This is a genomic window from uncultured Ruminobacter sp. (assembly GCA_902764345.1).
Classification (GTDB): Bacteria; Pseudomonadota; Gammaproteobacteria; order Enterobacterales; family Succinivibrionaceae; genus Ruminobacter.
The window spans coordinates 128,475-140,409 of the sequence record CACWVT010000003.1; the positions used below are offsets into that span (position 1 = coordinate 128,475).

Below are 11,935 nucleotides of genomic sequence, written 5' to 3' on the forward strand. Positions count from 1 at the left end.
TAAATCATGAGTAAGTGGATTCTCGGCCTCACGGGAGGTGTCAGTTCCGGTAAAACCACCGTATGCAATTTCTTTAAAGAATTCGGATGTGCGGTGGTAGATGCGGATCTCTGTGCGAGAAAGGTTGTAATGCCCGGCACAAAGGGATTAAAAAAGCTTACGGAGCATTTCGGAAAGAGTATTTTAAATCCCGACGGAACACTGGACAGAAAGGCTCTAAGAAATATTATTTTTTCTGATGATGACAAACTGTCCTTTGTTAATAAAACGCTCCATCCGCTGATTCACGAGCAGATAATGTCCGAACTTGATGAGGCTACCGGATGTTACGTGGTTCTAGCAGCCCCTCTGCTTTTTGAAAATCATCTGGAACATATCCCGTCACGTATTTTATGCATGGATGCCGACCCAGAAACTCAAATTATGAGAACGGTGGAAAGAGACGGATGCTCATATGAAATAGCAAAGGCCATGGTAGCTCATCAGCTCCCGCGTGAGATAAAAATAAAATCCAGTGATGACGTCGTGATTTCAAATTACCCGACCCTCGACGAACTGAAACAAAAGATTCATGAACTGCATACTCATTATCTGACGTTAATAAAACAGGATAACGCACATGACTAAAATAAAATGCCCTATCTGCAGCAAAGAAACAGAATGGTGTCCGGAAAACAAATACAGACCGTTCTGCTCTGAAAGATGCAAAACAATCGACCTCGGCGGCTGGGCCTCAGGCAAGTACCACATAAGTTCCCCCATCACACCTGAGGATATGGAGGATGAGACCACTGCCATGGAAATCGAAGAGGCTCTGCTTAAACAGATGAAAGAGAATCCTGAAAATTATTCAGGCTGAACCGATTATCAACCTTAATCTCCGTTCATTAAAGCGTAACATGGTTTAACGCTGAGCTTACGCTTTCCGATTTATCCCTACCTTATGAAAATTTTAAAAAATTTTTAATATTGATCTTTTTTTTGAATTATTAATACATACCATATCAAAAAACGAACAACGATATACTCATTCCAATAAGCCGACTATGTATAATCAAACAAGGTCTTGTAGATTTTTATTAAGGATTGACTATGGCTGGAGTCTTGGCAATGATTTTGGCTGGCGGTGAAGGAACCAGGCTGCAACCTCTGACTGTAACCCGTTCCAAGCCGGCTGTCCCGTTCGCGGGAAGTTACAGACTTATCGATTTTGTTCTGAATAACTTCGTCAATTCAGACATCATAAGGATCTTTGTTCTAACACAGTTCAAGAGCCAGTCTCTCTACATGCACATGAAAAAAGGATGGACGGTTAACGGCATTCCGGGATGTTTTATTGACCCGATTCCAGCACAGATGAGAATGGGGAAACGATGGTATGACGGTACGGCAGATGCCATCTTCCAGAATCTGAGCTTTATCAGATACAACTCTCCGGATCAGATCTGCGTATTCGGCAGCGATCATGTATACAAGATGGACATCAGGCAGATGCTTGAGTACCACAAGAATAAAAAGGCAGATCTGACGGTATCAGCCATCAAGGTTCCAATCAAACAGGCCAGAAGCTTTGGCGTAATACAGGTGGACAGTGACTGGAGAATGATAGGTTTTGAGGAAAAACCAAAGAATCCGCAGCCTATTCCCGGAGATCCTGAGTATGCTCTTGTTTCCATGGGAAACTATATATTTGAAGCAAACACTCTCTATGAAGAGCTTGCACTCGACTCCGTAAATCAAAACTCAACTCACGATTTCGGGTGTGACGTTATCCCGAGCATTTATCCTAAACGCCCAGTATACGTATACAATTTCCTTAATAACTACATTCCCAATGAAACAAACATGGGATACTGGCGAGATGTCGGAAGCATTGATACCTACTGGCAGACAAACATGGATCTGATTTCGGAAGAACCTAGTTTCATCCTCCACAATCCATCCTGGCCATTGCATACGAACTATCCTCCTCTGCCTCCTGCCAACTTTATAAATACAGTAAACAGGCAGTGTTCCATTTCCCAAAGCATGATTTCCGCAGGTTCTGAAATAGTCGGAGCCACCGTAACTCACAGCATTGTGGGGTTTAACTGCCGCATAGAGGAAAATGCAGAAATATCAGACTCTGTTCTGCTCGGAGACGTAACAATAGGAAGCAACTGCAGGATAAAAAAGGCAATTATAGATAAGCATGTAACCATAGCACCCGGTGTTGTAATAGGCGAAGATCCAGAACACGACCGCAGTTTCTTTACCGTTTCCGACGGCGGGGTCGTTGTCATTCCGAAAGGTGCAAGAATCGGTTATTAATCATGAAAGTTCTATTCTTAACTTCTGAGCTTTGCGATTTTGTTAAAACAGGAGGATTGGCCGATGTAGCCAAAGCTCTCCCGGTGGAACTTTTCAAACGCAACCATGATGTACGCATCATGGTACCTTGTTACAATAGAATACCTAACTATTTTGATTATCCGGTAATTGCTGATTTAAGCCTCACCAATCAGCAAAACAGTGCCAGTATAGAATTCAAAGTACGTCAGGCCAAACTGGCAGACTGCGTTACCGTATGGCTTATTGAAAACGAACACTACTTTGCAAGAAACAGTATATACGCCGAAAACAACCAGTCATATTACGATAACGGAGAGCGGTTCGCCTTTTTTTCAGCTGCGGCATTATTGGCTACTGAATACCTTAAGTTTGCTCCGGATATTGTTCACTGTAATGATTGGCACACGGCACTTACGCCCATGATTCTGGCACTAAAATACCAGAACTCACCTTTTTTTAAAAATACCCACTCAGTCATAACCATCCACAACGGGGCCTTCCAGGGCGTCTTTGAACGAAGTCAGTTATGGATGCTCCCGGAAATATCACAAACGAACAATGAAACAATCACGCAGGGATACAACAATATCAATTTCTTAAAATGCGGGGTTTTCTACGCCGACAAAATCAATGCCGTAAGCCCGAGCTATGCGGAAGAGCTTACAACCTTTCTCGGCGGCCACGGCATGTCCCAGAATTACATGGCTCGAATCAACGATCTGTGCGGCATTGTTAACGGGTGTGATTATTCAGACTGGGATCCTTCCATCGATAAAAACATTCCTTTCAATTTCAGTGCGGATACTCTTGTTGATAAAAGTCTCTGTAAATTCCTGCTTCAGGAATATACAGAGCTTCCGGTGTGCAACAGACCTATTTTCGGAATGGTTTGCCGTCTCACTGATCAAAAGGGAATAAACCTGCTCATCCCGGTTCTTGATGACATGCTTCAGCATCAGATTCAGCTTATAATTGTCGGAACCGGAGCTCCGGAACTGGAAGAAATTCTCCACCAATACACTTCAAAATACTCTGATCGTTTTGTTTTTAAGAGTGTCTATGACAACAAGCTGGCTCATCTTGTTGAAGCAGGCTCTGATTTCTTCCTTATGCCGTCAATTTATGAGCCTTGCGGGCTCAATCAGATGTACAGTCTGGCATATGGAACACTTCCTATAGTGAGAGCTGTTGGAGGTCTTAAGGACACAGTCATATGCTACGACGATAACCCGCTTGAAGGTACCGGTTTTATTTTCAAGGAAGCTGAACCTCAGGCTTTTCTTAACTGCATCAGACGTGCTCTGCTTTTTTATCTGCAGGAACATATTGAATTTCTCCGTGTCAGAAGAAATGCCATGAACGTAAGGTATAACTGGTCTGAATCAGCTGAGGAATATGAAGAAATGTACAAGAGTGCACTAACCTCCAGGACATTCTGAAATTAACGAAAGCCGTCATTCCCTGAATATTAAGCTTTATTCTGTAGCGATTTTCCATCTATCAAGTATAATGTACAGGTTAAAAATAAACCGTTAAACAAACATTCTACTTCTTTTTAATCCAATTTCACGGCAACAATGAACTTTATTAATCAACTCAATAGCCCCAGAAATATAGACTTAAGAACCGCCTTTATGTCACCATTTCAGGGAATAAGCTTTCTTTTGTATCACCCTGCGCTCCTTTTTAAGGTACTGATGTGTTCATTCGGCATAATGTTATCACTCCCGCTGTTTATCATTGGGTTCGTAACCATACCTATTTTTCTGTGCATGATCATGCTGATGGTGATAAATGAAATTACCGGTGATAATCTCTCATTCACGGAAATTATGTCCCAGGTTTACGTAAACATAAAGGTCAAAATCAAGTCCTTTATTATTTTGTCTTTTCTGCCGCTTCTTGCCTGCCTGTACATCATATACAGCCTCACCAATAACGGAAACAGTCCTCTCATAATTTATGAATTTTTTGCCCTGCTGTGTTTTCTGATTATTTGGGGAATCGTGATCATTCACTGTCTCCTTATCTGCAACCAAAAAAACCAGATGGCTCTTTATGCAGTGTTCGACAGCCTTAACCTGTTAGCCCAAAAACCATTTCTGTTATTCGGGCAACTCATAGCATGGATCATGGGACTCATGTTTGTTATGGCCGTACTGTTCTCATATGTTTTAATACTCCCGGCCATAGGAATACAGCACGGCACCATGCTGTCCACTTTGCTGATACTTATGATTATTTTTCTTGCCGTGGCAGTATACCTATCATTCTATGTATCAGGAGTTACTGTTCTGATGTACCACAGGTACCGCAAAGAAACTAGCTACGATGAAGATGAATAATACTAATCCAATCAGCTTATACAGGGGAGCATTCCCCGTATAATACAGCCCTTAATTAAAAAATCCGTTACTCTGATTACTCCTAAACAGGATTGTATATCATGCCGTAACGGATTTTTTTACAATAACTAATGCCGACTGAACCGGAATATCCCTATGATTTAACACTCAGTCTGGCTTCGACCTCCTCAGGACTAAGCCCCTGACTCAGAAGCTTTCTGCGCTTCTTTTCAAGAAAGTCAGGTTTTCCCTTGTTTTTCTGGTCTCTTTCTCTCTTTTTGACGTGCTTTTCCTTACCCTCGATCTTATCGTCCTTGACCTGATCATTTTTCTTCTTCTTTTTGGTAAAGTCAGCCATCTTATTCTGAGCCTTCAACCCCTCGATTACCCTCAGGGTTATCTTCTCTCCGGTGTATCTTTCAATCTTTCCCAACATAGGAACATCATGTGCTTCAACAAGATTAATAGCCACTCCCTTTCTGCCTGCTCTTGCAGTGCGTCCTATACGATGAACATATATATCTGCACTTCTTGGCATGTCAAAATTTATTACATGAGAAATATCTGAAACATCAATGCCTCTTGCTGCCACGTCAGTTGCCAGCAGAATATGCACCTCATTGGATGTAAATCTTTCCAGTGAAGCAATACGTTTGCTCTGTTCCATCTCGCCTCGGATATAGGCAAACTTTATACCGGCCTTATCAAGCTCCTGTACCAATTCCTGCAAACGCTCACGAGTTTTTACAAAAACAATCGGCTTGGTTATCTTTTCATTCTGAAGAAGGTTCTTAAGTAACTGTAACTTGTGTTCAAGACTGTCAGCAAATATCTTGTACTGGACGATCTTTTTCTTCTCTGAACGTGGTGAATCAACATGGATTTCAACCGGATTCTGCAATACCTCATTAGCAAATTTTGATAAAAGACTACCTTCAAGAGTGGCAGAAAAAAGGAATGTCTGCTCTCTTCTGCTGGCTGATTTGGAAATGCTTACAACATCATCATAAAAGCCCATGTCCAGCATTCTGTCCGCTTCATCAAGAACCAGAATCTCAACCCCCTTAATGTCAAACATCTTTTTCTTAAGATATTCAAGCAGTCGCCCCGGGGTGGCAATTACGATGTCGGTTCTCTGGCTCAGATCCGGAAGCTGTTCCTCATGATCAACCCCGCCGATAACAGTACAAGACGTTACCCGCGGAAGATACTTGCTGAAAAGCTTAACCTGTTCATGTACCTGTAAAGCCAGTTCACGGGTTGGAGTCAAAACCAGAATACGGCTGAGACTGTGCTTTTTATTGGAAAAATCAATAATATGCTGCAGACAAGGCAGAACATAGGCTGCGGTCTTGCCCGTACCGGTTGGTGCGTCGGCAAGAATATCGAACCCGGACAGCGCATTCGGAATAACTTCCTGCTGCACGATGGTAGGCCTGCGAAACCCCTGTTCATCCACGACTTTAAGTAATCTGTCATCCAACTCTAATTCAGAAAATTCCATCTTTAATCCACATTTCCCTTTAATAACTTTTCATGATAAGCAATGATGGAATCTACCACCTTTATAATCAGCGGATCAACAGGCTTCTGTCTTCTTAACAGATAACGAACCAGTTCCAGATCCGTACAGTCAAGAAAGGAATTGTATTCATCAAATTCCTGATCTGAAGCCTTGGGAAGATACTCATTTACATATGGTTCAAGCATCAAATCAAGTTCCTTCATGCCACGACGGGATTTCCATTTTAAGGAGTCCCATTGAGATTCTGTTTTCATCTCATAACCCCCGCTATACAGCAATTGGAGCTTTTATTACAGGATGCGGATCGTATCCCTCAATAATAAAATCTTCAAACTTATAATCAAAAATTGAATCTGGTTTTCTGGCGAATCTTAAAGTCGGTAAAGCTCTAGGCTCTCTGGAAAGCTGTTCTTTCGCCTGTTCAAAATGATTAAGGTACAAATGAACGTCACCGCCCGTCCATATAAACTCATAAGGAATCAGATCACACTGTTGGGCAACCATGTGAAGAAGCATTGAGTAACTTGCGATATTAAAAGGCAGTCCGAGGAATGTATCACAGCTGCGCTGATAAAGCTGAAGACTCAATTTTCCATCAGCCACATAGAACTGGAAAAGAGCGTGACACGGCGGAAGTTTCATTTCATCGATACATGATACATTCCATGCTGATACAATCATACGTCTGCTGTCAGGAGTATTCTTTATCTGACGAATAACATTGGAAATCTGATCAATGTGTCTGCCGTCCGGAGTAGGCCATGAACGCCACTGATAACCGTATACCGGTCCCAAATCGCCGTTTTCGTCAGCCCACTCATCCCATATCGTTACCTTGTTGTCATGAAGATACTTTATGTTTGTATCTCCATTAAGAAACCACAGAAGTTCATGTATTATGGATCTTGTGTGACACTTTTTCGTTGTAAGGAGAGGGAAGCCTTCCTGCATGTTGAAACGCATCTGATAACCAAATACAGATTTTGTGCCTGTACCGGTTCTGTCCGTTTTTACAGTTCCGTTATCAAGTATATGCTGCAATAAATCTAAATACTTTTTCATCCGAAAAACCCTTAATGAAATGCAGTCACCGTGACTGCATTTCTATTCTAAAAAAACTTAATTATTTAATATTCAGGATGTCAGCAAGTCCCTTATCCCTGAGATAGTTCACGTACATTTCCCTTATCGCAGCAGTATCAGACAGCTTAATGGCCTTTTTGAATATTTCAGAAAGCTCCGTCGTATCAACTCTGCGGAGAATATACTTTATTCTGGCTATCTCAGTGTAGTTCATGCTTAATTCACGATACCCCATTGAAATCAGCAGTATGGCTCCGAGAGGATCACCGGCCATTTCACCGCACATTGCCAGAGGTCGGTTCAATTCCTGAACGCATATGCGATACAATCGCCACAATACTCTCACCATCGCCGGATTAAAACAATCATAAAGCTTTGATACATACGGATTGTTTCTGTCTACGGCCAGAGTGTACTGGGTGAGGTCGTTACTGCCGATGGAGAAGAAATCCAGATGCTCAGCCAGATCCTCTAAAAGAAACATTGTCGCAGGAACCTCAATCATGGCTCCGAGTTTTGGATATGCAACAACTGAGCTGTATTCCTCACAGATTTCCTTATATGCCTGATCCAGGATTTCCTTACTTCTGATTACTTCCTCAAGACTGGAGATCATTGGCAGCATGATTTCCAGGTTCTCATATTTTCTGTTTGCCTTAAGCATTGCCCTGAACTGAGTACGAAGAAGATCCGGCTTATCCAGGCTTATGCGGATACCGCGCCAGCCGAGGAAAGGATTAGCTTCATGAAAAGGCATATACGGGAGAGGCTTGTCACCGCCTACATCCATAGTTCTCATTCTGACTCTGGTTGAGGCAAAACTCTTGAGAAATTCTTCATAGTGGATGCATTCTTCAAGTTCAGTCGGGAACGTATTGTGCATCATGAATTCAACTTCAGTTCGATAAAGACCTACACCGTCAATCATGGACAGTACGGCCTCGGATTCCTTATCAAAATTTAATCCCGCATTCAGTTCGACATTGATCTTGACCCCGTCTGAAGTTACTGCCGGCTCGTTCTGCTCAGCGGTAAAAAGTCTGGTATTTTCTTCATCCTTCAGAATGTTGCCCCTATATTCGGTAATTACTCCGACAGGAGGATCCACAAAGAGCTCCTCACGGTTACCGTCCAGAATGAAAAGGTGTCTGTCCAGCTTTGACAAAGGCAGATCAACACCCATGAGGGTCGGGATATTCATGTTTTTGGCAAGAATTGCAGCTATGGAATTTGCACTGCCTTTAAGTGAAATAATCCCGGCAATTCTTTCGCGTGGAAGTTCGGCAATCAATGCTGCCGTTATTTCTTCCGCCAACAAAATAACAGGCTCTGAAAAGGCAAATTCCTCCAGATAGCTGTGAGCAAGTCTGGACAACAGTCTCTGTGATAAATCACGTATGGCAAGAGAAAGTTCCTTTTTGTTCTGAGCATTGCAGTCGGATATCATCTCCTCCGCAATAAGTTTTACGGCTGATGATGCTGACCACCCCTCATCATAAATCTTGGCATCTATCTTATTGCTGAAATCACTGTCTTCGATGATGTCCTGATATGAATCAAACACATTGGACATGTCACCATTCTTCAGATTATCGTTAACCTTCAGTGTCAAGGAATCGATGTCAAGCTGTAACTGGAAAAGAGCCTGATGAAACAGCTCAACCTGAGTTTCACGATCATTATTCTTTTTCAGAAGAACCTGCTCCAGTTCCATATGAGGCTGCCATACCCAGCCACGGGCTATGGCTATGCCGCCTGAACCGAACGTACATTTAACCGGTTCCGAATTATTTGCAACATCAGCCTTCTGACCAGCAATATACATGGTTGATGACAGATGCGCTGACAGTGACACAAGAAATGATTCTTCAATTTCATCAAACTGTCTGGAATCCTTCTGTTGAATTATCAGTACACCAAGATTTAAATCGTTGTAATTAATCGGAACCCCAAGAAATGACTTAAATTCTTCCTCGCCGATTTCAGGGATATATTTGAAATTAGGATGCTCCTGCGCATTCGCAAGATTAAGTATGGTATTCTTCTTTCCTACAAGCCCTACCAGTCCTTCGCCGAAACGCAGGGTTACCTTACCTTCAGAATCGTTATTCAGCCCGTCCGTCGCCACAAGTCTGAAACGGCCTCTTGTATGATCAGCCATATAGATGGAGCAACAATCAACGCCAAGTGCTTCGCGGGTTCTGACAACCACCAGCTTCAGGGCTTTATTCAAATCTTTCTCATTCAAAAAAGCTTCAACAATCGTTCTTAATTTTGTAAGCATTATTTTCTCCTTACGTTGTGGCGTTGCTGAACCTGCCTGCCTTTCCAGTTCTTCTTTCCGAAAGCCTTACCCGGATCGTCCGACGACAGAAGTTCACCATCTGTCCTTTCCTGAGCAAAAAGAGCCGACTCGGAAAATTCCTTTAGAATTTTCCTGTACACGTCCCGTTTGAATGAAATAACCTGTCTGACAGGGTACCAGTAACTCACCCAGCGCCAGTTATCAAATTCGGGTACGCCTGATAAATTAAATTTGATTTTGTCTTCGGCATGGTCACACAGACGAAGCAGAAACCATTTCTGACGCTGCCCGAGACACACAGGTCTTTCGTTCCATCTTACCAGACGCTGAGGGAGCTGATATTTATGCCATGTTTTCGAAATCTGCAGAATGGTAACATCACTTTTGACAAGGCCCAGTTCCTCATTTAGTTCACGATACATGGCCTGAATCGGTGATTCTCCGGCATTTATTCCCCCCTGAGGGAACTGCCAGGAATTCTGACCAATACGGCGAGCCCACAAAACCTGTCCATGCTGATTGCATATTACAATGCCGACATTGGGCCTGAAACCGTCGCCGTAAATCACTTTTACACCTCAAAATACAATGACATCCGATGCTCCTTTCATTCTAACACATATACAGGACATCACATATCTTTAACCTCTGTTTTTGCGGAATGAATACAGGCAAATAAAATTGTATATAATTAATTCCAATTCATATCAGTCAGGTCCAAACCTTATACCAGAAAGGATTTAATATGTTCCCCTTAAGCATGGAAGAACTAATGACCAGAGCTCAGGCTCTTAACGGGATTACCGTTGGAGAGCTTGCATCCATGCTTCGCATCCCACTCCCTAACAATTCAAGATACGCCAAGGGGTTTGTCGGTCAGCTTGCTGAGATTGCCCTGGGAGCAACCGCAGGTGCAAAACCCGTTCAGGATTTTATAAACCTAAACGTTGAACTGAAGACAATCCCGATTCTGAAAAACTGCAGGCCGGCCCAAAATACGCACGTATGCATTCTTGAACACAGACACATCCGCAACCAAACCTTTGAAAACTCAAACTTTTATAACAAAATTAAACAGGTTCTGTGGCTGCCGGTTGAGGGAGACACCTCAATCTCATTACATGAAAGACACTTTGGAACCGCATTTCTATGGAGACCTGACGAACGTCAATACGGCATTCTGCGTAATGAATGGGAGGAAATAATGGAATTCGTGACCGTAAACGGCATCGATAAAATATCCTCCGACATAGGTGAAAACGTGCTTCTTGCTCCGTGTGGAGGAAATAAAAACAATTATCAGTACGGATTCTATCTGAGAAAAAAATTTACGTCCGAAATAATCAATAATTTCTTGTTTGATTTATCATAAATACATAATAAAAATAACTATTGATGCGGTTTAGTAAACCTTTATTAAACAGTTATATTTCTTATACGGTATGAAAAATAAATAATACTGATAATTTAATAAATATTTAGCGGGTTTTATTGATGTATTTTAACATTTAAACTTCAATTTATTAGCATTAATCATACTTTTAAAAATAAATGATATACAATTTTTCTATTATTATTTATCTTTATAATTATAATCAGCCATGTGAAATATAAAATCTAATAATAATAGCTGATATTAAATTGTGTATTTTTGAAATTAGGAGAAATTTTAATGAGCACTACCGTAAAAGAATTTAAAGATAAATATAAGGTAACCTTTAAAATATCTGTAGAAGCCGCTCAGGGAGCAAACGAAATCAACCTGTTATGCGACCACAACTCTTGGGATCCTGTCGCAATGACCAAGAACAAGAATGGTACCTTCAGTGTAACAGTAGATATCAATAAGGATGAAAATCTGAAGAAAACTTACCAGTACAGATATCAGTACATCATGCCTGATAATTCAGAAAAATACGACAATGACTGGGAAGCAGAGCTCTATATACCTAATCCGTTCAATGGTGATAACTCAGCATTTACCATTCCTGAACCATCTGCCGAACTTACTACCGAATCTAAGGCCAAGCCAGCAGCTGAAACCAAGGCAAAAGCAGCTAAGCCTAAGGCAGTAAAGCCTGCAGCCAAAGCAGCAAAAACAACCAAAACAGCTGCAGCAAAGAAAAAGTAATGTAATCAGTACTTTTGACCTACACTCCCTTCCAATAAGCCCTCTGACCGAGGGCTTGTTTTTATCTGTCACACAGTTATCCACAGATGTGCATAACCGTAATGTACAGTTACTCACCTGAAAGTAGGCTGATGAATATCTGTTAAAATTATCGAAATCTACAAAATTTTTTTAATTTATTTTCATCTGCCCGCTGTATCCTAATCTCTCAAGGA

12 protein-coding genes are annotated in these 11,935 nt (G+C 41.7%); 7 read left to right on the plus strand and 5 right to left on the minus strand.

Going from position 1 to position 11,935, the window contains the following annotated elements; all coding sequences use genetic code 11:
• The first annotated feature begins 6 nt into the window (after nucleotides 1-6).
• The 5 genes from coaE (at nucleotide 7) to QZU58_RS01380 (ending at nucleotide 4,676) form a co-directional block, all read left to right on the plus strand.
• Nucleotides 7-627, plus strand: a complete 621-nt coding sequence (gene coaE / locus QZU58_RS01360; RefSeq protein ID WP_294494080.1) for a dephospho-CoA kinase — start codon at nucleotides 7-9, stop codon at nucleotides 625-627.
• Nucleotides 620-859 (plus strand): DNA gyrase inhibitor YacG, encoded by a 240-nt coding sequence (locus QZU58_RS01365; RefSeq protein WP_294459759.1) that lies wholly within the window; start codon nucleotides 620-622, stop codon nucleotides 857-859. The genes coaE and QZU58_RS01365 overlap by 8 nt, the downstream gene beginning before the upstream one ends.
• 233 nt (nucleotides 860-1,092) lie before the next feature.
• Nucleotides 1,093-2,310: a glucose-1-phosphate adenylyltransferase gene (gene glgC / locus QZU58_RS01370; protein ID WP_294459762.1), complete on the plus strand. Its 1,218-nt coding sequence runs from the start codon at nucleotides 1,093-1,095 to the stop codon at nucleotides 2,308-2,310.
• A gap of 2 nt (nucleotides 2,311-2,312) precedes the next feature.
• Entirely contained in the window at nucleotides 2,313-3,770 is a 1,458-nt protein-coding gene (glgA, locus tag QZU58_RS01375) for a glycogen synthase GlgA (protein ID WP_294459765.1), read from the plus strand.
• Between the two features lie 195 nt (nucleotides 3,771-3,965).
• The gene (locus QZU58_RS01380; protein WP_294459767.1) at nucleotides 3,966-4,676 is read left to right on the plus strand and encodes a hypothetical protein; all 711 of its coding nucleotides are present in this window, start codon (nucleotides 3,966-3,968) and stop codon (nucleotides 4,674-4,676) included.
• 154 nt (nucleotides 4,677-4,830) lie between these two features.
• On the opposite strand, the gene srmB is transcribed toward QZU58_RS01380, so the two are convergent.
• The 5 genes from srmB to rppH all read right to left on the minus strand — a co-directional run bounded on the left by srmB (nucleotide 4,831) and on the right by rppH (nucleotide 10,158).
• Nucleotides 4,831-6,180 carry an ATP-dependent RNA helicase SrmB gene (srmB, locus tag QZU58_RS01385; RefSeq protein WP_294459769.1) on the minus strand — a complete coding sequence of 450 codons (1,350 nt, stop codon included), beginning with the start codon at nucleotides 6,178-6,180 and terminating at the stop codon, nucleotides 4,831-4,833.
• Nucleotides 6,181-6,182: 2 nt separating this feature from the next.
• Nucleotides 6,183-6,455 carry a succinate dehydrogenase assembly factor 2 gene (locus tag QZU58_RS01390; protein ID WP_294459772.1) on the minus strand — a complete coding sequence of 91 codons (273 nt, stop codon included), beginning with the start codon at nucleotides 6,453-6,455 and terminating at the stop codon, nucleotides 6,183-6,185.
• Nucleotides 6,456-6,468: 13 nt separating this feature from the next.
• Entirely contained in the window at nucleotides 6,469-7,263 is a 795-nt protein-coding gene (gene thyA, locus QZU58_RS01395) for a thymidylate synthase (RefSeq protein WP_294459775.1), read from the minus strand.
• 61 nt (nucleotides 7,264-7,324) lie between these two features.
• Complete coding sequence (gene ptsP, locus QZU58_RS01400; RefSeq protein WP_294494082.1) at nucleotides 7,325-9,568, minus strand: phosphoenolpyruvate--protein phosphotransferase; 2,244 nt, start codon at nucleotides 9,566-9,568, stop codon at nucleotides 7,325-7,327.
• Entirely contained in the window at nucleotides 9,568-10,158 is a 591-nt protein-coding gene (rppH, locus tag QZU58_RS01405; RefSeq protein WP_294494084.1) for an RNA pyrophosphohydrolase, read from the minus strand. The genes ptsP and rppH overlap by 1 nt, the downstream gene beginning before the upstream one ends.
• A gap of 176 nt (nucleotides 10,159-10,334) precedes the next feature.
• On the opposite strand from rppH, the gene QZU58_RS01410 reads away from it, so the two are divergent.
• A complete protein-coding gene (locus tag QZU58_RS01410; RefSeq protein ID WP_294459781.1) occupies nucleotides 10,335-10,961 on the plus strand; it encodes a MutH/Sau3AI family endonuclease in 627 nt (208 codons plus the stop codon).
• A 300-nt stretch (nucleotides 10,962-11,261) separates the two neighbouring features.
• Nucleotides 11,262-11,720, plus strand: a complete 459-nt coding sequence (locus QZU58_RS01415; protein ID WP_294494086.1) for an isoamylase early set domain-containing protein — start codon at nucleotides 11,262-11,264, stop codon at nucleotides 11,718-11,720.
• Nucleotides 11,721-11,935: the final 215 nt, after the last annotated feature.

Coding starts and splice junctions, on each gene's coding strand:
- QZU58_RS01365 (WP_294459759.1), top strand. CDS start 620: ATGACTAAAATAAAATGCCCTATCTGCAGCAAAGAAACAGAATGGTGT.
- coaE (WP_294494080.1), top strand. CDS start 7: ATGAGTAAGTGGATTCTCGGCCTCACGGGAGGTGTCAGTTCCGGTAAA.
- thyA (WP_294459775.1), bottom strand. CDS start 7,263: ATGAAAAAGTATTTAGATTTATTGCAGCATATACTTGATAACGGAACT.
- QZU58_RS01410 (WP_294459781.1), top strand. CDS start 10,335: ATGTTCCCCTTAAGCATGGAAGAACTAATGACCAGAGCTCAGGCTCTT.
- QZU58_RS01415 (WP_294494086.1), top strand. CDS start 11,262: ATGAGCACTACCGTAAAAGAATTTAAAGATAAATATAAGGTAACCTTT.
- QZU58_RS01380 (WP_294459767.1), top strand. CDS start 3,966: ATGTCACCATTTCAGGGAATAAGCTTTCTTTTGTATCACCCTGCGCTC.
- srmB (WP_294459769.1), bottom strand. CDS start 6,180: ATGGAATTTTCTGAATTAGAGTTGGATGACAGATTACTTAAAGTCGTG.
- glgC (WP_294459762.1), top strand. CDS start 1,093: ATGGCTGGAGTCTTGGCAATGATTTTGGCTGGCGGTGAAGGAACCAGG.
- glgA (WP_294459765.1), top strand. CDS start 2,313: ATGAAAGTTCTATTCTTAACTTCTGAGCTTTGCGATTTTGTTAAAACA.
- ptsP (WP_294494082.1), bottom strand. CDS start 9,568: ATGCTTACAAAATTAAGAACGATTGTTGAAGCTTTTTTGAATGAGAAA.
- QZU58_RS01390 (WP_294459772.1), bottom strand. CDS start 6,455: ATGAAAACAGAATCTCAATGGGACTCCTTAAAATGGAAATCCCGTCGT.